The sequence below is a fragment of the Phenylobacterium montanum genome (assembly GCF_018135625.1).
Taxonomy (GTDB): Bacteria; Pseudomonadota; Alphaproteobacteria; order Caulobacterales; family Caulobacteraceae; genus Poindextera; species Poindextera montana.
The window spans coordinates 2,793,878-2,816,209 of the sequence record NZ_CP073078.1 but is presented as its reverse complement, the minus strand read 5'-3'; the positions used below and the strand labels follow the sequence as shown (position 1 = coordinate 2,816,209).

Sequence of the window (22,332 nt, the reverse complement as noted above, 5' to 3'; positions counted from 1 at the left end):
CGGTCAAGCAGGGCTCTTCGCCAGAAACCGACATTCCGCCTGTAAGCATAAAGCAACGATGGCATTCTCAGATGCGGACATTGGGATTGGTGGGAGCGCGCCAAGCCGGGTCGTGTTTAGCCGAGCCTCGTACCAAGGCCATGGAGCGAGGATTACAGCCGCGTAGGCTCGCGGCCATGCATCTTTCGGGAGCATTGACGGTCGCGGCTTTACGCTGCGGGCCTGCACGGCGTGATCGACGCCTTGGCCCTTGAGGAAATAACCTAAGCCTCGGGCGACGCCGCCGCCGCTTTCTCGAAGCTTACGCGGCCTTGCCGCAGATCACGCGCACCGCACGAAGGGCGAACGCACGAAGATCGTCGCGGGCGGCGCCGGCGCGGGCGCGGACGGCGATGGTGTGCATCGTCGCGGTGGCCAACATGGCCAGCGTCGACAGGTCGGCGTCCCTACCGAGTTCACCCGCTTCACGCGCCGTGCGCAGCCGCGTCTCGAAGGCCGCGTCGAGCCGCTTGAACCCGTCCATGACAATGCGCTGGATTTCGGGGTCTTCGGCGGCCTCGGTTATGGCGGTGCCGACCACGAAGCAGCTGCGCGCGGTCTTCTCTCCAGAAAAATAGATGGCCAGCGCGGCGTCGTAGACGCACATCAGCGCCGCCTCCAGCGGCTGGTCTTCCAGCGCCTCGCGCATGGTCGCGAACTTGAGGTCCCAATAGCGCCGCAGCGCCTTGAGATAGAGCGCATGCTTGTCGCCGAACGCCGCGCGAAGGCTCGGGCGGTTCATGCCGGTGGCGGCGGAGATTTCGTCCAGCGAGGCGCCGGCATAGCCGGTTTTCCAGAACACCTCGGTCGCCCGCTGCAACGCCGTTTCGGGATCGTATTCCCGCGGCCGTCCCCTGGGCTTGGGCCGGGCGTCCTGCTTAATTTGTACCATCTCGCATAAAATCCTTGACCATCCGCTTGCGGGGCCATATTTGTTCGGCGTCGCATAAAAAGCAATAGCGACCTAGCCGGGCCCCGGCCTTCGGCGCGGTTCCCAATGAGAAGGCGGATGCACGATGCACAAACGGCTCGACCAGGCGATCGACGATCCAGCCCAGGCCTCGCAGCCCGAGCGGGCGAGCCGGACGTTGGCGGAGCGGGTTCGCCGCCCCCTGATGGTCACGGTCCCGGCGCTGGTGCTACTGGCCGGCGCCGCCGCTTATCTGGCGCCGGCGCGCGACGTCTCGACCAATGACGCGTTCGTCCGGGCCACCAAGGGTTCGATCAATGCGCGGGTCTCCGGCTAGGTGGTGGAGATCGCGGTGAAGGACAACCAGATCGTCCGCAAGGGCCAGCTGCCGTTCCAGATCGATCCCGAATCCTACGAGATCGCCGTGGAACAGGCCGAGGCGCGGCTCGCCAGCGCCCGGCTGCAGGAACAACGACCACCGGCCCGAACGGGTCGGACCTGCGCTGGAGGCCAGCCTCAGGCGCCTGCGACTCGACTACGTCGATTGCTACCTGGTCCATACCCCGTTCGCCTTTCCGCCCGGCGACGACCTGCAGCCGCGGGACGAGCACGGCCAGGTGATCTATGACGCCGGCGTGACCCTGGCTGAGACCTGGCGGGCCATGGAGCGCCTGGTCGACGAGGGCGGGACCAGGGCCATCGGCCTGTCCGACATCACCCTGGACCGACTGAAGGCGATCGTCGCCATCGCCCGCATCAGGCCGGCGGTGGTGCAGGTCGAGGCGCACCCCTACCTGCCCGAGTGGGAGCTGCTCGACTTCTGCCGGGCGCATGGAATCGTGATGCAGGCCTTCGCGCCGCTGGGCCACGGCATGCAGCCGCGCGTGACCGAGGATCCGGTGGTGGCGGCGATCGCGCGCCGCGCGCGCAAGACGCCGGCTCAGGTCGCCCTGGCCTGGGGAGTCCAGCGCGGAACCGCCGTGCTCACCACCTCGACCAACCCTGGCCGTATCCGGGAGAATTTCGATATTTCAGATCTGCCAGACCAGGCCTTGCGCGAGATGCGCGAGGAGATCGCCACCCGTGTCCGGTTCAATGCCGTGGTGGACACCGGCGTGCCGGGATTTGTGCCCCGTCAGCCGACCTAACCCGACTCGCCAATTGCTGGCCTCCGAAGGATCGGCCTAAAGCTGCGTCAGACTCCAATTAAAGGTCATGTCGATCGGCGGGGTCGTGAACCTCCCGCGTTTTCAAGCCGCCCAGCCATCGACGCCCCGCCTCCCGCCGCATATGGAACGGCAGAACCTCCAGGAGAGCCGATGTCCGCCGTTAATCTCTTCAGCTTTGTCGACCTGTTCGCCCGTTCCGTGGTCGCCACCAAGCACCTCCTCGCCAAGGGCGCGGCGCATGTGTCCGGCCTGGGCGTCCCGGAGCGGGAAATGCTCAATTGGCGGCTAGCGGAGGACATGCATCCCCTGGGTTTCCAGGTGATGGTGGTGGCCAATTTCAGCAGGACCTGGACGGCGCGCGTTGCAGGCTTGGAGCCTCCAGAGGGGATCGCGGCCGATCTCGACGTCGCCGGATTGAACGCCGGACTCGACGCCGCCCTGGATTACCTGCGCGCGCTTAAGCCAGAGCAATTCGATGGCCGGGACGAAATTCCTCTGACATTCGAGATCATGCCGGGGATGGCCCCCACATTTCCCGCGGCGCGGTGGCTGACCGTCTTCGCCGCCACGAACATCAACTTTCACGTATCGATGACGTACGCAATCCTGCGCAACAACGGCGTGCCGATCGGGAAGGCAGACTTGTTCGCCGCGGGACTAGGCTGACATCCTGGCGACATCGCCTTGCTCTCGATCGCCATAGGGAGACAATCGAGCCGGCCCGTCTGCGGCGGCATTTGCTCCCGCAACGCGGTCGTTCTGATTGGCCGAGATGCGAGGCTCCTCCTTGGTCGCAGGCCAGGAATATCCTTACGCGCCATCCTAAGGGCCTGACTGGCCCTGCCTATCACCTCGCTGGATGATCGGCCGCAAGGTCCAAAGCCTCCGATCGTTCAGACGAGCCCTCGTTCTTGCCCATGACACGCATGCCAAGGCGCGGACTGATCGACCTGCATATGTCGCTGGCCGTGACCCTCGCCATCCTGGTCTTCATCTCTTGCCTGTTCGGGCTGGGCGCCAAGGTCGACGGGCTGGAGCTTCAGCGCGAACAGGCCCTGGCGTCGAACGCCCTGCGCGGGCGGATGCAGGAAGTGGCCGATCAAGCCACTGCGAACACTGATTGGGACGACGCGGTGGATCGCGCCAGCAACCGCATCGACCTGCCCTGGATCTCTGAGAATATCGGCGCCTACTACACCCAACCGCGCCGCTTCCGTTTCGTCTGCCTGCTGAACGGGGCCGGCCGAGCGGTCTTCGCCATGGAGCGGGGGCGGCCGATTTCGCCGGAGCGCTTCACCGGCCTCCTGGGGGCGGCGGCCCCGCTGGTCGCCGATGTCCGCGCCCGGGAAGCCCGTCGGGCGCCATTCACTCTGAGCGCGGCGTCGGGGAATGTAATCTCGCAGCCGATCCAGGCCGACGACGTCGTGGCCTGGAACAGCGGCCTGTTCATTCTGACCGCCACCTTGATTCAGCCCGAATTCGGCGTCCACCTGCCGGCCGGCTCGCGCGCCTCGATCGTAATCACCGGCAAGCCGATCGATCCCGCCTTCATGGCCGACCTCGGCAAGCGGCTGCTGCTCGACGACATGCGGCTGGTAAGCATGCAAGATTCCGGGCGGGGCTTCATCGACCTGAAGAACCAGGCTGGCCGCACAATGGGGCGGATCGCCTGGAGCCCTCGGCGGCCGGGGCGCTATCTCATCTCGGTCGCTCTCTTGCCGATCCTGCTGGGGGTCGGCGCACCGCTTGCGCTCTACCTGGCGATGCGGCGCACAGCTCGGCGGCTGCGGGCCACGCTGCTGGAACTGGCCAGCGCGCGGGACGAAGCCCATGCCGCTAACGAGCAGAAGTCGGTGTTCCTGGCCACCATGAGCCACGAAATCCGCACGCCCCTGAACGGGGTTCTGGCCATGACGCAGCTGATGCAGCAGGGGTCCCTGTCGGCGGTCCAGCGCGAGCGCCTTGCAGTGATCGGCCAGTCCAGCGAGAGTCTGCTGACCATCGTCAACGACATCCTGGACCTCTCCAAGATCGAAGCTGGCAGGTTGGAGTTGGATCTGCGCCCCTTCGACCTATCCGACTTGGCCAGCGCGCTGAGGGGCCTCTATGGGCCGATCGCCGAAGACAAGGGCCTCGTCTACCGGGTCGAGGTCGCGGCCGGGGCGCGGGGGATCTGGCGGGGCGATCCCGATCGGCTGCGCCAGGTGGCCGGCAACCTGATCGGCAATGCGCTCAAGTTCACCCTGGAGGGCGAGGTGGCGGTGGCGATCCGGGCCGAGGGTGAAATAGGCCTGTCGTTCGAGGTCCGCGACACCGGGGTCGGCATAGCGCCCGACAAGCTGGACCTGATCTTCGACAAGTTCCGACAAGCCGAGACCTCGACGGCGCGGCGTTTCGGCGGCACCGGGCTCGGCCTCGCCATCAGCCGGCAACTCGTCGAGCTGATGGGCGGGCGAATTTGGGTTCAGAGCGAGCCGGGCCAAGGCTCGGTCTTCCGCTTGGAGGTTCCCTTGGCGCGGCTTTCGGGAACGCCGCCCAGGCGGGCCGCGGCTGTCGTCTCCGAGGCGCCGCGGGATCGGCCGATCCGCATCCTGGCCGCCGACGACAACCCGACCAACCGCCGCATTCTGCAGCAGATCCTGGAGCCTGCAGGCGTCGACCTCAGGCTGTGCGAGGACGGCGAACAAGTGCTCGCGGCCTGGCGCGCGGCCAAGTTCGACCTGATCCTGATGGACATCCAAATGCCGGTGATGGACGGCCTGACGGCGACCAGTTTGATCCGCACCGAGGAGGCGCAGGAGGCGCGGAGCCGCACTCCGATCCTGGCCCTGACCGCCAACGTCATGACTCACCAGCTCGAACAGTATCGCAGCGCCGGCATGGACGCCTGCGTGGCCAAGCCGATCCGCATTCCCGAACTGCACGCCGCCATCATGAGGGCGCTGGAGGAGTCGGAAGGCTGAAGCGAGCTGTCAGGATAATCCTGACAGGCCGGGCGATCGGCCCGACTACCCGGTCGGCCACGTTTACTGATTCTAGGATCGGCGAACGAGGCGTCCGCGAAGCGGGTCCCGCCGGCAAAGCCGGCCGTCTCGGAGGGCGCGAGCGCCTCGTTCGCTGACCGCGTGGAGGCGCGCACCGTGATGAGGCTCTTGGATCGCCTGCCTCGAGTCCTGGCGGTGGCCCTTCTTGTCCTCGTTCCGGCGATCCAGGTGCGGAGCGCCGAGGGCGACAGCGCGGCGCGCCTGCAAGCCTGGCGGACAGCCGCCGCCGAGACGCGCCGGCTGGCCGAAAACGACGCGCCAAAAGCCTATGCAGAGGCGCGCCGCTTGCTCGCCGAGCTGCCGCCCGATGCGCACACGACGGACCGGGTCAGGGCTCTGAACCTGCTTGCGCGGACCGAGGTCTATCTGGCCATGACGCCCGAGGCGGCCGAACACGCGCGCGAGGCCTTCGATATGGCCAAGCGGCAGCAGGACCGGATCGGCCAGGCCGAGGCCGACCTCAATATCGACCTCAATGCCGTCAACGAGGGACGAATCGACAAGCTGGTCGAGGCCTCCACCGACGCGGTGAAGGCGCTGCAGGGCGGGGATCGCCCGGACTTGCTAAGCGAGGCCCTGCTGCGCTCGGCGATGACCTATCGCCGCCTCGGCCAGATCGACGACTCTGTCAAGACGACCTTGCGGGCCATGGAGATCGCTCGCGGAACTCGCGACCCGTTGACCCTGACCTATGCCTACTATGGCATGGGGGTCTCCTTTCAGCAGAGCGGCCATCGCGACGAGGCGCGTCGCTTCTTCCAGCAGATGCTGGACTCTGCCCGGGCTGCGCCGTCCAAGATGCTGGAGGCCTATGCTCTGAATGGCCTGGCGATTACCTACGCCGACGCCCACGACTTTCGCACCGCCGACGCCCTGAATAACCAGGCCATCGCCTTGTTCCGACAGGTGGGCGCTCCGTTCGGGGTCAGCTTCGCCCTGTTCGCCGACGCCCAGAACAAGCTCGCCGAGGGGCGCGCTCGCGAGGCGCTTCCGGTGCTCGGCGAGGTGGTTGGCATCTACGAACAGCATCCAAACCGCATCGGGCTTTGGTATTCCCTGAACCTGAAAAGTTCGAGCGAGGCCGCGCTCGGCGACAAGGTCGCGGCCCTGACGGATGCGAAAAGGGCGGCCGGTCTCGCCGACAGCATCGGGTTTCCCATCTATCAGAGCGAAAGCGCCCGCCGCCTGGCCGCCCTCTACGCCGCCCTGGGCGATTTCCACCGCGCCTACACCCTGTCGGCCAGGGCCGTGGACCTGACCACCAAGGCCGATCAGCAGCGCGTCGGCGCCCAGGTGCTCGACCTGGCCCAGCGCTACGAGGCCGAGAGCAAGCAGCGCCAGATTGAGGCCCTGACCCAGCGCAACCAGAAGCAGGACGCCGAACTCAGGCAACGCGTGCTCGAGCAGCGCTGGCTCTGGACCGTGCTCGCGGCGAGCGCCATCGGTCTAGCCGGCGGTGGGCTGATGCTGGCTCAACTGCGCCGCGCCCACCGCCAGACCATGGCGGTCAATACCCGGCTGCAGGCCTCGGAAGCCGAGTTGCAGCAGCAGACCGGCATCCTGCAGTCCATCCTCGACAGCATGGGCGAGGGGGTGGTGGTGGTCGACCGGTCCGGCAGTCGGCTTCTGATCAATCCTGAAGCCGAACGCATTCTCGGGGTCTTTCCGCCAGTCTCCGAGCCTCAGGACTGGTCGCGCGACTACGGCCTATTCCTGCCAGATCGGATGACGCCATTTCCGCCCGAAAGCCTGCCCCTGGCCCGCGCCCTTGCGGGGGAGACAGCGGCCGATGTCGAGGTCTACGTGCGCAATCCGGGCTGCCCCGAGGGCCGCTGGATCAGCGCCACCGGCCGGCCGCTGGTCGATCGGTCGGGCGAGGCGCAAGGGGCGGTGGTGGTGTTCTCGGACATCTCAGCCCGCAAGCTGGCCGACGAGGAAATCCGTGCTCAGAACCAGTCGCTGGAGCAGCGCGTGCAGCTACGCACCGAGGAGCTACGCCTGCGCACCCGGTATCTGAGCGCCCTGTTCGACACCCTGCCGATGTTGGTGTGGCTGAAGGACACCGAGAGCCGCTATCTGGCGGTCAACGAGAGCTGCGCCGCCCTCGTCGGATTGAGCGCTGAGCAAATGGTCGGCAAATTCGACCTGGAAGTCAGGCCAAGGGCGAGGGCGGAGGCGATCCTCGCGATCGATGCCGAGGTGATGGCCTCGCGCACGCGACGGACCGTTGAGGCCCGGATCGATGGTCCGGATGGTGAGATATGGCTCGAGACCGATCTTGCGCCCGTGCTCGATGAGGATGGGACTGTGCTGGGTACGGTCGGCGTCTCGCGCGATGTCAGTGGTCGCAAGGCCGCCGAGACCGCGCGCGAGGCGGCGTTCGACGAGGCTGTCCGTCTGGCCCGCCTGCGCAGCGAATTCATGGCCCAGATCAGCCACGAGCTGCGCACCCCGCTGAACGCCATTCTCGGCTACGCCCAGATCCTGAGGCGCGACAAGCGCCTGACCCAGCGCCAGAGCGGCGGTCTGGCCACCATTCAGGCCAGCGCCCAGCATCTTCTGATGCTGATCAACGACATCCTCGACCTTTCGCGGATCGAGGCCGATAAGCTGGAGCTGAGGCCGGTCGAGATCGAGCTCGCCGCTTTCCTGCGCGTGGTGGGCGACATCATTCGGGTCAAGGCCGAGGAGAAGGGCCTGGCCTTCACCGAGGAGCTGGGTGACGACTTGCCGGCGGTGGTGCGGGTCGATGACCGGCGGCTGCGGCAGGTGCTGCTCAATCTCCTGGGTAATGCGGTCAAGTTCACCGACAGCGGCGCGATCGTGCTGCGGGTGCTGGCCTTGCCGCCGTCGAACGCCGCCAAGGGGCGCGGAGCCTGGCTGCGGTTCGAGATCGAGGACACCGGCCTCGGCATCACCCCCAGCCAGATCGAGCGTATCTTCCAGCCGTTCGAGCAGGCGGGCGAAGCGCTGCGCCGCGAGGGCGGGGCTGGCCTGGGCCTGGCGATCAGCCGCCAGCTCGTCAGGCTGATGGGCGGCAATATCGAGGTCTCCAGCGAGGTCGGCGAGGGCAGCCTGTTCTGGTTCGAACTCGAACTGCCGATCGCCCGCCGGCCGGTCGGCAAGGGCCCCGGCGACGAACGCACCGCCGTCGGTTACCAGGGGCCGAGACGGAGCGTGTTGATCGTCGATGACGCCGTCTCCAGCCGGACCATGATGGCCGACGCCCTGTCGGCCTATGGCTTCGAGGTGTTCGAAGCCGGTGACGGGAAGGAGGGCCTGGCCATGGCCGAGCGTCATCGGCCCCACCTGATGGTGATGGACACCATGATGCCGGTGATGGACGGGCTGGAAGCCACGCACAGGCTCAGAACCATGCCGCACCTCGACGGCCTCAAGATCATCGCCGTCACCGCGGGCGCGTCGCCGGAGGATGAGGCGCGCAGCCTCGCCGCCGGCGCCGACGCTTTCGCCGCCAAGCCGCTGGCGCCAGACCGGCTACTGGACTTGATCGCCGAGGCGCTCAGACTTGACCTTGTTTATGAAGTCGCCGAGGAGCGAACGCCTGAGGGTCCCGTCCCGCCGCCGGAGGAACTGGAGCGCCTGCGTGCTCTGGCGCTGGAAGGCTATATGGGGCCGATCCGCGAGCGGGCCAACCATCTCGCCCGGCAGGATCCGCGCTATCAGCCCTTTGCTTCCCGGCTGGTCGCCATGGCCGACGACTATCAGTCCAAGGCCATATTGGCCCTGATCGAGCGTCTGCTGAGCCTTGACGCCGAACCCCATCCCAACAGCTCGCAGGCATGATATGACAACCGAGCGCTAGGGGGCGCCCATGTCGCCTGATCCCGCACGCTCGGCGGCGATGTCCGTGTCGGTTCTGACATGCCTTGCGCTCGCCTGGCCGGCCGCCGCCCAGACCGTAGTGGTCTACGGCAAGCGGGCGAGCCTGGAGGCGGCCGAGGCGGTCAAGCGCGAAAAGCTTCAGATCGTCGACTCGGTGGTGGCCGACGACATCGTCAAGCTGCCCGACTACAGCGTCGCCGACGCCTTGCAGCGCATCACCGGCGCGCAGATCACCCAGGATCGCGGCGAAGGGGCCAACATCACCATCCGTGGCCTCTCGCAGATCGAGACCACGCTCAATGGACGAGAAGTCTTCACCGCGGGCGGCGGCCGCACCCTGAACTTCTCCGACATCCCGTCTGAGCTGGTCTCGCGCATCGACGTCTACAAGACCTCGTCGGCCTCGCAGATCGAGGGCGGGATCGGTGGCCTGGCTGACCTCGAGACCCACCGGCCGTTCGATTTCGCTGGCCCGGTCGCGCTCGCCTCCGCCCGGCTGATCCACGGCGATCTGGCCGCTCGGGACGGGGGCGAGGGCTCGGTCCTGGCCAGCAACCGCTGGACCACAGGTGTGGGCGAGGTCGCGCTGCTGATCGACCTCTCCTATCAGCAGCGGGCCTGGCGGGAGGATCAGGAGAGCGCCGGCAATCCCGTCGCCCGCAGCGACATCGTGCCGGGGACGGTGGTGATCGCGCCCAACGGGATCTCGCAGACCACCAGCATCGGCCAGAGGCGGCGGACCGGGGCCGAGGCCATGCTGCAATGGCGGCCCACGCCCGCCCTCGAACTCTATGCCGAGGGCGACTATGCCGAGTTCCGCACCCTGCAGGACAGCTACCAGATCAACATCGCGGCCGCCCCGACCTTCCAGGCCGGTAGCGCAGCGCTGTTTCCAGGGACCCGCGACCTGGAGCGGATCACCTGGACGAACGCCTCCGTCTCTATGCTCAGCTTCGCCCGCGACACCATCGACCGCTCCAAGCTCGCCGCAGTCGGGGCGCGGTGGTCCAAGGGCCGCCTGAGCCTGAGGGCGGACGTCAGCTATACGGACTCGGTCAACGACCTGTTCTTCTCCGGTCCGTTCCTTGCCGGGACCGCGGCGAGCTTCAGCCAGGACTTCTCCACCGTCGTTCCCAGCGGATCGGTCGCTGGGACCGACCTGCAGGACCCCACCAATTTCCGCTACACCGGCGTCGCCTATCGCGCCTCGCCGTTTCTGGGCCGACTCGCGGCGGCCCAGGTCGACGCCGACTATGAGCTGGACAGCGGGCCGATCGGGAAGGTCTCGGCTGGCTGGCGCCATGCCGACCGGCGGGCCTCGGACGGCTCGGGGCTGATCTTCGGCGATGCGGCGCTGACCGGCCTTCCGGTTGCCAGCCTGCCGGGCTTCGTCATGCCCGACCCCTACCGCAATTTCTTCCCCGGCCAGACCGGCCAGACGGTCACCGGCTATCTGGTGGGCGACCTGGCCCTGGCCCGCAACGCCGCCGCGCTCAGGGCCGCCTTTGGTGTCACCACCCCGGTCCCGTCGGTGAATCGGCTCGGGCAGTGGCGCATCGGTGAGGATTCCGATGCGGGCTATCTGCTGGCTCGGCTACGGGCCGGCCGCTTGCCGCTGGACGGCGATTTCGGCCTGCGCTGGGTCGCGACGGGAGAGGCGGTGTCCGGCGGGCAGTCGCAGCCCTCGACCAGCGCCATCGTCCCGATCCACCTGGAGCGGACCGACTGGGACCTCCTGCCCAGCCTGAACTTGCGTTGGCGCCTGCGAGACGGTCTCTATCTGCGGCTGGCCGCTTCGCGCACCCTGACCCGGCAGGACTTCTCCCAGCTCTCGCCGTCGCTCAGCCTGGCCCCCAATCCGGTGAATCCGACACTGAACACCGGCTCTGCGGGCAATCCGAACCTGAAGCCCGTGCGCTCGGACAATCTGGATTTCGCGGTCGAGGACTATCTCGGACCGACCACCGCGATCTACGCCACGGGCTTCCTGAAGCACGTCGACGGCTTTGTGGCGACCGTCAGCGCTCCCGAGGTCCATGACGGCAAGACCTATCAGGTGACCCGGCCCCAGAATGGAGCGCATGGCGACATCCGCGGCTTCGAGGTCGGCTACCAGCAGTTCTTCGATTTCCTGCCCGGGGCCTGGAGCGGCCTCGGCCTGCAGGCCAACTATACCTATGTCGACAGCTCGACCCCCAGCCGAACCTTGCGCCGCGGCGTGACGCTGCAGAACCTGTCCAAGGACAGCTACAATCTGATCGGCCTTTATGAGCGAAACAGGATTTCGGCGCGGCTGGCCTACAACTGGCGCAGCCGCTTTCTCAGCAGCACGGCCAGCTTCGTCGGGGTAGGGGCCTTGCCGGTCTATACCGAGCCGACCGGATGGCTGGACGCCTCTGCGCGCTATCGCCTGACCCGCCGGATCACCCTCTCGGTCGAGGGTGTGAACCTTCTTGGGACCATGCGCCGATCGACCTTCGGCTCCGGCGCCAGGCCGCAGAGCGTCTGGGTCAACGACACCGAGTTCAGCCTCGCCGCGACGGCCCGGTTCTGACGCCCGTTCAACCCTTGCGGGAATATAATCGGTTGTATCGCCCCAATCGGTTTCAAAGCGTAACACATGCCCTCATGCTGACAGCACAGCGGCGAGGCGCAGAAGGGCCAGCCATGATCGTGAAGTCGGCGCCGGGGCTCAAGGGCAGCACGGTCCTGATCATGGACGATGTGCCGGCTAATCTTCGGGTCCTGGTCGATTGCCTGGAGGACCAGGGCTATGCCGTCGCCGTCGCCCAGGACGGTGAAGAAGGGCTGAAACGTGCGCGCCTGATCCATCCCGACCTGATCCTACTGGACCTGCGCATGCCGGTGATGGACGGCTTCGAGGTCTGCCGTCAGCTCAAGGCGTCGGAGGCCACAAGCGATATCCCGGTGATTTTCATGACTGCGTCGGGCTCAGCTGAAGACAAGGTGACCGGCTTCGATGTCGGCGGGGTCGACTATGTCACCAAGCCGTTCCAGATGGACGAGGTCCTGGCGCGGGTTCGGACGCACCTTTCGATCCGACGCATGCAACGCGAGATCGAACAACAGAACCTGCGCCTGCGCGAGGAAATGCTGGCCCGGGAGGAGACCCAGCGCGAGCTGCGCGCGGCTCAGAAGGTGAAGGCCGAGGCCGAGCGGCTCAAGCTTCTGGAGCGGCTGGTCAATGTGCAGGAGGAGGAGCGCAGGCGCATCGCCCGCGAACTGCACGATGAGATCGGCCAGAGCCTCACCGGCCTGTCGCTGGGCCTGAAGAAGCTGCAGGCCCAGGTGCAGGATCCCAGGGGCTTGGAAACCCTGGCCTGGCTGGAGCAACTCACCGGCCAGATCGGCCGTGACGTGCACCGCACCGCCTGGGAACTGCGGCCGACGGCGCTGGACGATATTGGCCTGGTCAAGGCCCTGGAAACCTATGTCGGGGATTGGGCGGAGCGTTCCGGGGTGCAGGTCGTGCTTGAGGCCGAGGCGTTGGACGGCCGCCGCTTCACCACCGAGGTCGAGACCGCCGTCTACCGTGTGATCCAGGAGGCCATGACCAACGTGCTGAAGCACGCAGGGGCCAGCGTCGTCCGTCTGGCCCTCTCGCAGCGTGACAGCGAACTGCACCTGGTCATCGCCGACGACGGCAAGGGGATCGACCCAGGGAGCTTGGGGGATCAGACCCGGCTCGGGCTTGCGGGCATGCGCGAGCGGCTGGCGCCCTTGCGCGGGACATTGGTCATTGATTCCGGGGCGCAAAGCGGGGCCATATTGCGCGTCCGCATCCCCCTGCCGAGGGATGATGCGGCTGGGAACGAGGCCGTATGAGCGAAATCCGCGTCGCGCTGGCCGACGACCATCCGATCGTTCTGGCGGGCCTTAAGGCGCTGGTCGAGTCCACGCCGGACATGAGCCTTGTGGGCGAAGCGGTCGATGGCCAGGCCGCGCTGGAATTGATCCGCCAGACCCTGCCCGACGTGGCGGTGATCGACGTGTCGATGCCCAAGCTGAACGGCTTTGGCCTAGCCAAGGCCGTGGCCGAGCAGTGCCCCGAGGTCAGGGTGCTGGTGCTGACGGTGCATGAGGACCGCGCCTATCTGGACCAGCTGCTGCAGTGCGGGGTGCGCGGCTACCTGCTCAAGCGCTCAGCGGCTGAGGACCTGATTCATGCTGTCCGCGCGGTCATGGCCGGGGGGCTCTATGTCGATCCTGCCATGGCCAGCAAGCTGCTCAGCGCGGCCAAGACGCCCGGCGCAGCGACCAGCGAGCTGTCCAGCCGCGAAGAGGCGGTGCTGCGGCTGACCGCCCGGGGCTTTTCCAGCAAGGAGGCGGCGGCGAAGCTTCTCCTCAGCATCAAGACCGTGGAGACCTACAAGGCCCGCGGGGTCGAGAAACTGGGTCTGCACAGCCGGGCCGAGATCGTCCGCTACGGCGCCCGGCACGGCTGGCTGGACGAGACCTGAAGGATCAGGCCCCCGGCGACCCGGGCCGCTGGCGATGGGTCGGCCTGAAGGCGTCGATCCATTCCAGTTTCTCGCTCAGCAGGTCCGGGTGGTAGGGCTTGGCGATAAAATCGTCCATTCCGACCCCGACGCAAAGCCGGCGCGAGTTCGGGTCGTCCCAACCGCTGACGGCGATGATCCAGGGCTCGCCATGCGGCGGTGGCAGGCGCCGGATCTGCCGGGTGGCGGCGATGCCGTCCATGACCGGCATCTGCAGGTCCATCAGGATCAGGTCGTAGCTTGTGCGGGTCGCAGCCTCGACAGCCTGCAGCCCGTTGGACGCCTGATCGACTGCGTAGCCCTCCAGTTCCAGCACCGATGCAGCCACCTCCTGGGTGAGGATGTTGTCGTCGACCAGCAGCACGCGAAGCGGCGACCGGGCCTCGCCGCAGCCGAGGTGGTCGTCGTTCGAGGCCCGAGGTAGCGGGCCGCCGCCAGCAGCTGATCGGCGATCGCTGTTGGCGCGGCTGTGACCGTCGCCGGGCCACTGCGGCAGGGACTTGGCGAACATCGCTCGCACTCCACGCTGACCTTGCCTGAGTGTCTCAAATTCGTGGGAGCGGTCACAGCCGGGAAGACCCGAGTCCCATGAGGGAATATTCCTGACACCGTTGGATCGGAGGTGCGGCCCAGCCTTGGAAACAGCTACATGTCCTGCCAGGGAGCGGTCGCCGTCGCCGGTTCGTCGCCAGCGCGATTGGCTCAGAGATCCGCCGATCGAGCCTCGCGTAGGCGCCCCTGGGTAATGACCTAGGCCGCGGGGCCATGATCTCATTGTCTGCCCAGATGAGCGGCCCGACGTTAACCCGCTGCCGGCTTTTTGCGAGAGGCGGTCATGGGGCGGCTCCAGTTGCTGGGCCGCGGACATTCCGATTCGCCAGCTGAGGCCGGAGGGGGCTCGCGTCAATTGCCGCTTCTTGCCGAGCGTCGAGCTGACGGCATGACTTCCCTCGCTTCAAACGTCCTTTGGGTTGGATTTGACGGGCTATCAAAGAATATTTCCTGATCTCGTTCAATTTTCGCTTAAACTTAAACGATCGACCGGAAATAATTTTACGCAAGATGGCTCACTAAATTCGACCGTAGGTGGCCTGTAATTCGCCATTATATTGTCTCTACAAGACCCCTTAAAAGACGGCGATCTGTTCGCGCCTGAGTTGTTTTGCCCGCCATCAGCGCGGCCTTTGAGGTCGGCGAAACTCTGTTAATCTGAATTGCGTCAGGTCGGAGGCTGTCGGGGCGAATTCCCGCCTTCGGGCCGCTTGAAGGCGCGTGCGGATGAACGAGCGTCACTCGATCAGGCTGAGCGTCCAGGCGATTGTCGCTGTGCTCGTCGGGATTCTCGTATTCGCCTGCGCCGGCTACGCTCGCGATGCTTTCCGCCAGCATCGCTTGGCGCAAAGGGTGCTGGCCGCCACCACAGTTCAGCGCGATCTGTTCGTCGCCATGAACGCCCTGCGCCTGGAACGTGGAGAGACCGAGGCTATGGCGGTCGAGCCAGGTGGGCCGGCCCCCGCTCAACGCGTGGCGTTCGTCCAGCGCCTTCGCGCCCGATCGGACGCTGCGCTGTCGCCGGTGTTAAAGGAAATCGCCGCCCTGTCGCCTGACAGCGATGCTTTCCTGCAGGCCGATATCCGTACGCGCTTTGCGCGGCTACAATCCGCCAGAGCTGCCGTCGATGCCGGAATCCGCCTGCCCAGCGAACACAGGCCACCCGACCTGGAATCGGAGTGGATGGCCAGCGCGACGGCTCTCACGGACTCGCTGACCCAGACGACAGCGCGCCTGTCGGCTGAGGTCATCCGGCTCAATCCTTCTAGCGCGCGCTTGATCGGCATCAGCCAGTTGGCCTGGGCGACCCGCGCCGCCGCCGGGACGGATAGCCTTCTCAAGGGGCGCGCCGCTATCTTTGATCGGCCGCTGACGCCGACGCAACAGCGCGAGTTCGATAGTCTGACCGATCGGGTCGATGTGCTTTGGGAGATCGTCAAGAACGAGGCGGCCGAGACCGGGTCTCGGCCGCTGACGGACGCCGTGCGGAAGGCTGATCTGGACTATTTCGTTCGCGACCGCGCCCTGCGCAATCGGGTGCTCGCCGACGTCAATGCTGGCCGGCCGGCGCCAGGTCGCCCCGAACAGGTCAGCATCGATACGCCAGGCCTGACCAGTCTGACGAACGTCTCCAGCACCGCAGCCAACCTGGCGACCGGCCAGGCAGCGCAGCAGGCCGACGCTGCCGAGCAGCGCTTCTACGCCGCCATCGGAGTCATGATCATCACGCTGAGTGGCGGCTTGGCCGCGATCGTGTTCGTCAGCCGCTATGTTCTGCACCCGCTGGCGCGCATCACCCGCGCCATGGGCCTGGTCGCGGCTGGGGACTTGGACCGACGCATTCCCGACGTCGATCGCCCAGACGAAGTCGGCGATCTCGCGCGCGCGCTCGGTGTGTTCCAGCAAAACGCGCGGGCCAAACTCAAGGCCGATGAAGCCCTGCTGGCCAGCCGGATCGCCCAACGGACCGCTGAGTCCGCCGCCGCCGCCAAGGCCCAGTTCCTGGCCAATATGAGCCACGAGATCAGGACGCCGCTGACCGTGGTGATCGGCTTCGCGGGGCTTCTGGCCAAGACGGAGGGCCTGCCGGACAAGGCCAGAAGCCATGTCACGCGCATTGTCGACGGCGGCCGTGCGCTTTTGTCCCTGGTCAACGACATCCTCGACCTGTCGCGGATCGAGGCCGGCCGTATCGAGCTGGACGCCCAGCCGCTGGCTCTTGCCGGCTTTCTGCACGACACCGTCGAGATGCTGCGCCCGCAGGCCGAGAAGAAGGATCTCAGCCTGGCCTTGGTCCTCGACAGCGAGCTACCCGACCAGGTGTTGGCGGATTCGGAGCGGGTGCGCCGGGTGCTGAACAACCTCCTGGCCAACGCCATCAAGTTCACGTTCGCTGGCCGGATCGCCGTCGAGGCCGGCTACTCGGCGGAGGCTGGCGGCCGGCTGGTTGTCAGGGTGCGCGATACTGGCATCGGCATCCGGCCCGAGGATCGCGAGCGATTGTTCGAGCGCTTTACTCAGGTCGACGAGTCGGACACCCGCCGTTTCGGCGGCGCCGGACTCGGCTTGGCTATCGCCCGCGGGCTGGTGGAGCAGATGGGCGGCGAGATCGGGGTGGATAGCATCCCCGGAGCCGGTTCAACCTTCTGGTTCCAAATCCCGGCGCCGCCGGTCAGCGCTCAGCCGACCGAGGCGAAAGCCGAGCGAGAGGAAGATCCTACCCTTCGTGCGCTCCGCGTTCTTGTGGTCGATGACGTCCCAAGCAATCGCGACGTACTGGCCGCGCTGCTGTCGCGACCGGATCTACAGCTCTGCGAGGCGGCCAATGGCGTCGAAGCCATCGAAGCCGCTGGCCGCAACGCGTTCGATGTGATCCTGATGGATCTGCAGATGCCCGTAATGGATGGTTTCGCGGCCGCACGCGAAATACGCGCCGCCTCACCCCTCAATGCTGCGACGCCGATCCTGGCGGTCACCGCCAACGTGCTGGCGCCCGTGATGGAGGCTTGCCGCGCAGCGGGCATCAGCGACTACATCTCGAAGCCGATCAATCCAGCCGAACTGTTGCACAAAATCGAGTGCTGGACCCACCTGCGGCAAGCTTGACCGCCTGACGAGCCGGTTCTTGCAGCGAATGCTAAACCATCGAGTCTTCGGTGCGCGGTGAGGAAGGCGATTGTCGCCAAAAGCAGCCTTCCCGAACACCGCGATAAGGCAGCGCTAGTTTCTGCATTGCAGTCATAAGAAATGTCCCCGCGGAGATGGGTTGACGGACCAAGTGGGGCAGTGCACTCCGCAAGACAGGTGGTGCGGATCAACCAACGCGCAATCGAACGGCGCCCGCCCATCGATCGCTAGAGTCCGGCCTCGTAGCAACCATCAATGAGGATGAAGGCGATCCGGCAGTTGCGGCCGCTGCGGTTCGCCCAGGCGTGGTTGGTTCCCTTCTGGATGACGACGTCGCCAGCCCGGACGAGCGTCTCCGCTCTGTCCAGGATCAGGGTGATCTCGCCTTCCAGCACGATGCCGTAGTCGATGGTCTCAGTGCGGTGCATGAAAGGGTGGGGCGCATCGCCGCCCTGGTTGGTCGAAGCTTCGCCGGCGCCGACGAGTTCGAAATGCCTGCGCGACTCCTCGGCGTCGATCGTCTCGAGGGCGTCATCCTCGGGCGCGATGTCGAGAATGCGGATCCGCGTTCCGCGCTCGGGGGGCGCAAGGATCAATCCCGTCTCAGCCGGTTCGCCGCCCCGCCGGTCGATGAGGACTGGCGCCTGGCGGGTGTTCCAGAGCTCATAGAAGATCGGGCCCTTGGGCCCTAGCGACTGGACCCGCTCGGGTGGGCCGTCGCTTATGACAATCGCCTTCCCCTCGTCGTCGTGGCCGGTGACGATCCGACGAACGCCTGCGGACATGTTCACTCCTGTCATGATTGGGGCCTGAAAGGGATTACAGCCTGATCGATCGCGCCGAAGACGGGCGCGCCGTCCTTCGTGCGCGCTTCCATGCGCACACGGTCACCGAAGCGCATGAAGCCGGTCTTCGCCTCGCCTTGGTCGACGATCTCGATGCCGCGCCGTTCGGCGATGCAGGACGAGCCGACCTCGCGGAAGTTTGCGTTGGAGACGGTGCCAGAGCCGATCACGGTTCCTGCCGGCAGGGAGCGCGTGCGGGCGGCGTGGGCGATCAACTCGTGGAAGCCGAATTCCATCGGCGATCCGTTGGCCCGGCCGAAGCGGACGCCGTTCCAGTCGACCAGCAGGTCGAGATCGGGGCGCGCCTCGCGCCAGGATGGGCCCAGCGCTTTGGGCGTCACCGCGACCGGCGCCATGCTGCAGGCGGGTTTGGCTTGGATCCAGCCGAAGCCGGTTTTCATCTCGCGGCCGGCCAGGGCGCGCAGCGACCAGTCGTTGATCTGAACGACCAGGCAGATGTGCCGCAGCGCCTGCTGCGGGCTCACCCCCATGGGCACGGCGTCGGTTATGACGCCGAACTCCCCCTCGAAATCGACGCCATGCTCCTCGTCTGGCAGGGGAACGTTTTCTGTAGGGCCGATAAAGTGGTCCGACAGACCCTGGTACATCAGGGGCGCGCCGTAGAGTTCCGGAGCGATGCCGAGCACCTTGGCCATCAGCTCGCCGTGGCTGGGGTAGGCGGAGGCGTCCAGCCATTGCCAGGCTCGGGGCAGGGGAGCCATGGCGTGGGCCGGGTCAAAAGGAGCCGCATCGGCGCACAGGCCGTCGTCGAGCCGCTGTTGCAGCGCTTCCAGCTCGGGCGCGGCCGTCGCCCAGTTGTCCAGGGCGTCCTGCAGGGTGGGGGCGATCCCAGCGGCGCCGGCGCAGCGGCTGAGGTCGCTGGACACCACAACTAGGCGGCCGTCTCGGCCGCCCGCGCGCATCGTCGCCAATCGCATCAGCCTCGCGCCTCCTCGGTCATAGTCGCAATCGCCGGCGCTGCGCCGGCCGCAATGGCGTGTTCGATGAGCCGATCGACGCTCTCGTCCGCTGCAAAGCCCAGGCTCTCCGCCAACGGCGTGGCCAGCGGCGGATAGGTGGCGAACTGGGCCTCGAGCCACGGGTCGGGCTCGAAGCGGATCCGGGACGGGCTGTTCGGATATCGGCGGCGCAGGGCGTCGATCAGGTCGGCCATCGAACACTGCACCGCCGGCAAGGTGATGGCGCGCCGCTCGCCCAGACGGTCCGGCGCAATCATGGCGGCCTTGAGAAGATTGTCGGCGCAGGCGGTGCGGGACAGAAGCCAGGTCTGACCTTGCGGCGAGACCGGCAAGATCATGTCGGTTCCGGCGGCGAATTCATGGAAGAGGCGGTTCAGGAAGGCTGATTTCAGGCGGGCGTCAGCGTCCGGACGGGCGACGACCCCGGGCAGGCGCAGGGCCAGCCCATCCAGTTCACCTCTGCGGGAAAAGGCGCCCAGCGCCGTCTCGATCATCAGCTTCTGGGCGCCATAGGTCATGGAGGGCCGAGGGGCGGTCCCATCATCCACCCGCTGGGGTAAGGGCGCGCCGAACACTGCGATGGAGCTGGCGAAGACCACGCGCGGCGGCCGGGAAGGTCGGCGCAGGCTTTCCAGAAGCGACAGGCTGGCGTCGAGATTGACGGCCCGTGCCAGGTCGTAGTCGGCCTCTGCCGCGCCGCCCAGGACCCCGGCCAGGTGAAAGCAGATGTCGACCGGATCGGCGCAAAGTCCGGCCCGCAGGCGCGCATCCCTGAGATCGCCTTCTACAATCTCTGCGTCCGGCCAGGCTGCAACGTGCCCGATCCGATGGTCCGTCAGGACCAGGCGCGCACCTTTCAGGCCAGGCTCGGCCGCCATGCGTTCAACCAGGCCGCGGGCTACGAAACCCCCGGCTCCAGTGACCAGGATGGTGAGGCCTGAGGCCATCGGCGATCAGAACTTGCCGCTGAGGCGCACGCCGTAGGTCCGCGGCGGCCGCAGCGTGGCGGACGTGAAGAGGCTGAAGGGCGTCGGGAAGGTGTTGCCGATGGTGGTCTTGTCGAACAGGTTGTCGCCGTAGAGCGTCACGGTGTAGCGCCCCCCAGGGAAGGCGTAGGCGAGCTGGGCGTCGACGTTCCAATAGGCGGCCTGATATTCGCTCGCCAGGAACTCCAGTCCGGTCAGGGTCTTTGACTGCCAGTGGGCGCGCAGGTCGCCCGTGAGCCGCCCCTCGCCGAGATAGACAGTCTGCTCGCCGCCCAGGTTGATGGTCCAGGCCGGCGCGTAGGGCGGTGTCTTGCCGGAGCAGTTGATCGTGTAGCTGGCGCCCGGCGCGACAAGGTTGGGACAGCCTGTGCCGTTGGCGAAGCCGCCGTTCAGGTTGGGCGTCTGGTAGACAAATGAGTCGTAGGTCGCGTCCAGGTACTGGACGTCCGCATTCAGCTCGGTCGTCGCCGACAGCTTGTAGCGGGTATCGATCTCGACACCCTTGTAGCTGGCTTGGCCGACGTTCTGGGTGGCGAACACTGACTGTCCCGCGGAATCGTCGACCAGATGGCTGATCTGCTGGTCGCGGTAGCGCCAGTAGAAGGCTTCCAGGTTCAGCTGCAGGCGGTTGTCCAGGAACCGGTTCTTCGAGCCCAGTGTGAAGGCCTCGATCGTTTCGGGGCGATAGACGCCATTGTCGGAGGTGAAGAAGAACCCGCCGGATTTGAAGCCGGTCTCGAAGCTCGCATAGACGAGGTTGTGCGCGGTGACGTCCCAATCGGCGCCGACCCGGTAGGTGACTTTATCGAAGGTCCTGTGAAGCGCATTGGCGCCCAGATCGCCGACAAAGCTCGGGATGGTCAGGGTCCCTGCGCCGGCGACAGGATTGAAGTTGGGGGGCGGCAGGGTCAGAGAGAGGGGGATGGGCGACGCGCCCGGGCAGCCGGTCGCCAACACGCAGGGGCGCAGGTCGCCGGAGAGCGAGCCGCTCAGGTCCTTGGTCTCATAGGTGTATCGGGCGCCCACGCTGAGGCGGAAATCGTGGGTCACCGCATAGGTGAGCCGACCGAATACGGCTTCGTTCTCGTCGGACTGTTTGTAGGTGTCCAGGTTCACGTTGGCTTGCTGGTTGACGTAGAACTGCGGAACCTCGTTGGTCTCGTTGTAGTAGAAGGCGCCCAGCAGATAGCGCAGCGGGTGCTCGTCGCCTGAGGTCAGGCGGGCCTCCAGGCTGCCCTGCCGGTCGTGCTCGCGCTGCCAGAGATAAAAGCCCGGCGTGTCGGATAGGAAGTTCAGGCTGCTGTCGCGCCAAGCCGGAACAAGGGTCACAGTTCCGATCGGCGTGCGCCAATCGATAGTCGATGAAATCCCCCAGTAGCTGTCGTTCAGATGCGGCCGGGTCGAGAACGGGGTGAAGGCCTGGCCGAGCAGAAGATCGGGCTGGGCCGCCGTGAACGCTTGGCCCGCAGGCGACAGGAAGCCAGGCCGCCCATCGATCCCGAGTTGGACCGGCGTTCCGCCGACGCCTTTGCCGCCCTGGTGGAAATAGTCGGCCACCAAATTCACCGAGACCGCCTTGGAGGGCTCCCAGCGGAACGAGAGCCGCCCGCCGAGGTCGTCCTGGTCGTCGGTCCCATCCTTCATGTAGCCGTCGTGGCGCACATAGCTGGCGGCGGCGCGAAGGGCGGCGTCATCGCCCATCGGGATGTTGACGTCGCCGTCCGCGCGTACGGCGCTGTAGTTGCCATAGGCCACCGACGCATCGCCGCTGTACTGGCCCAACACCGGTTTCTGGCTGATGACGTTGATCGCCCCGCCGGTGGCGTTTCGGCCGTACAGCGTGCCTTGCGGACCTTTCAGGACCTCGACCCGATCGATGTCGTAAAAGAAGCCGGAGGTGCTGGAGGGACGTCCGATATAGACGCCGTCGAAGTTGAAGGCGATGGCGGGATCGGACAGGGCGTTGCCGTTGAAATTACCGACGCCTCGCAAATAGAACAGGCTGGAGGGGCCGGCGGCCGGGGCGACTTGGAGGGCCGGCACGATGGTCGTCAGCTCACTCGGGCGCGTCACGCCCCCGGCGACCAGCGCCGCGCCGGATACGGCGCTGACCGGCAGGGCCGCGCGCTGCAGGGACTCCGAGCGGCGCTGAGCGGTCACGACGATGTCGGACAAGGTGGTCAGCTGGCCGTTGGCCGACGGCGATTGCGCGGCGGGCGAAGCGGTCTGGGCCGCGGCGTTCGATGCAGCGGCGATCACGGCCAATGCGCATCCCGCTACAAGAGCTTGCTTCATAGGTCCTCCCCAGGACCGCC

Annotated in this window: 15 protein-coding genes; 9 read left to right on the top strand and 6 right to left on the bottom strand. The window is 66.5% G+C overall.

Annotated features, from left to right (window positions below; all coding sequences use genetic code 11):
• Nucleotides 1-301 precede the first annotated feature (301 nt).
• Nucleotides 302-931 (bottom strand): TetR/AcrR family transcriptional regulator, encoded by a 630-nt coding sequence (locus tag KCG34_RS12625; RefSeq protein ID WP_211936004.1) that lies wholly within the window; start codon nucleotides 929-931, stop codon nucleotides 302-304.
• Nucleotides 932-1,055: 124 nt separating this feature from the next.
• Here KCG34_RS12625 and KCG34_RS12620 point away from each other — a divergent pair, with 124 nt between their 5' ends.
• From KCG34_RS12620 to KCG34_RS12580, 8 genes are all read left to right on the top strand, one after another.
• The gene (locus KCG34_RS12620) at nucleotides 1,056-1,286 is read left to right on the top strand and encodes a hypothetical protein (RefSeq protein ID WP_211936003.1); all 231 of its coding nucleotides are present in this window, start codon (nucleotides 1,056-1,058) and stop codon (nucleotides 1,284-1,286) included.
• 64 nt (nucleotides 1,287-1,350) lie between these two features.
• Entirely contained in the window at nucleotides 1,351-2,097 is a 747-nt protein-coding gene (locus KCG34_RS12610) for an aldo/keto reductase (RefSeq protein ID WP_367576039.1), read from the top strand.
• Between the two features lie 171 nt (nucleotides 2,098-2,268).
• Nucleotides 2,269-2,784, top strand: a complete 516-nt coding sequence (locus KCG34_RS12605; protein WP_211936000.1) for a DUF1993 domain-containing protein — start codon at nucleotides 2,269-2,271, stop codon at nucleotides 2,782-2,784.
• A gap of 251 nt (nucleotides 2,785-3,035) precedes the next feature.
• Nucleotides 3,036-5,081, top strand: coding sequence for a hybrid sensor histidine kinase/response regulator (locus tag KCG34_RS12600; protein ID WP_211935999.1), 2,046 nt, complete (start codon nucleotides 3,036-3,038; stop codon nucleotides 5,079-5,081).
• Nucleotides 5,082-5,261: 180 nt separating this feature from the next.
• Entirely contained in the window at nucleotides 5,262-8,969 is a 3,708-nt protein-coding gene (locus tag KCG34_RS12595; RefSeq protein WP_211935998.1) for an ATP-binding protein, read from the top strand.
• 64 nt (nucleotides 8,970-9,033) lie between these two features.
• The gene (locus KCG34_RS12590) at nucleotides 9,034-11,562 is read left to right on the top strand and encodes a TonB-dependent receptor (RefSeq protein WP_211935997.1); all 2,529 of its coding nucleotides are present in this window, start codon (nucleotides 9,034-9,036) and stop codon (nucleotides 11,560-11,562) included.
• Nucleotides 11,563-11,675: 113 nt separating this feature from the next.
• Complete coding sequence (locus KCG34_RS12585; RefSeq protein ID WP_211935996.1) at nucleotides 11,676-12,854, top strand: ATP-binding response regulator; 1,179 nt, start codon at nucleotides 11,676-11,678, stop codon at nucleotides 12,852-12,854.
• The gene (locus KCG34_RS12580; protein ID WP_211935995.1) at nucleotides 12,851-13,489 is read left to right on the top strand and encodes a response regulator transcription factor; all 639 of its coding nucleotides are present in this window, start codon (nucleotides 12,851-12,853) and stop codon (nucleotides 13,487-13,489) included. Before KCG34_RS12585 ends, KCG34_RS12580 begins: the two co-directional genes overlap by 4 nt.
• A gap of 4 nt (nucleotides 13,490-13,493) precedes the next feature.
• Here the strand turns inward: KCG34_RS12580 and KCG34_RS12575 are convergent, their stop codons facing one another.
• Nucleotides 13,494-14,039, bottom strand: coding sequence for a response regulator (locus tag KCG34_RS12575; protein WP_211935994.1), 546 nt, complete (start codon nucleotides 14,037-14,039; stop codon nucleotides 13,494-13,496).
• A 767-nt stretch (nucleotides 14,040-14,806) separates the two neighbouring features.
• Between KCG34_RS12575 and KCG34_RS12570 the strand changes: the two genes are divergently transcribed.
• Nucleotides 14,807-17,185 (top strand): ATP-binding protein, encoded by a 2,379-nt coding sequence (locus KCG34_RS12570; protein WP_211935993.1) that lies wholly within the window; start codon nucleotides 14,807-14,809, stop codon nucleotides 17,183-17,185.
• Nucleotides 17,186-17,433: 248 nt separating this feature from the next.
• On the opposite strand, the gene KCG34_RS12565 is transcribed toward KCG34_RS12570, so the two are convergent.
• The 4 genes from KCG34_RS12565 to KCG34_RS12550 are packed head-to-tail and all read right to left on the bottom strand — an operon-like array spanning nucleotide 17,434 to nucleotide 22,312.
• A complete protein-coding gene (locus KCG34_RS12565; protein ID WP_211935992.1) occupies nucleotides 17,434-17,991 on the bottom strand; it encodes a cupin domain-containing protein in 558 nt (185 codons plus the stop codon).
• Between the two features lie 11 nt (nucleotides 17,992-18,002).
• On the bottom strand, nucleotides 18,003-18,989 hold the full coding sequence (locus tag KCG34_RS12560; RefSeq protein WP_211935991.1) for a fumarylacetoacetate hydrolase family protein: 987 nt from the start codon (nucleotides 18,987-18,989) through the stop codon (nucleotides 18,003-18,005).
• The gene (locus KCG34_RS12555; RefSeq protein ID WP_211935990.1) at nucleotides 18,989-19,978 is read right to left on the bottom strand and encodes an NAD-dependent epimerase/dehydratase family protein; all 990 of its coding nucleotides are present in this window, start codon (nucleotides 19,976-19,978) and stop codon (nucleotides 18,989-18,991) included. The genes KCG34_RS12560 and KCG34_RS12555 overlap by 1 nt, the downstream gene beginning before the upstream one ends.
• 6 nt (nucleotides 19,979-19,984) lie before the next feature.
• The gene (locus KCG34_RS12550; RefSeq protein ID WP_211935989.1) at nucleotides 19,985-22,312 is read right to left on the bottom strand and encodes a TonB-dependent receptor; all 2,328 of its coding nucleotides are present in this window, start codon (nucleotides 22,310-22,312) and stop codon (nucleotides 19,985-19,987) included.
• Nucleotides 22,313-22,332: the final 20 nt, after the last annotated feature.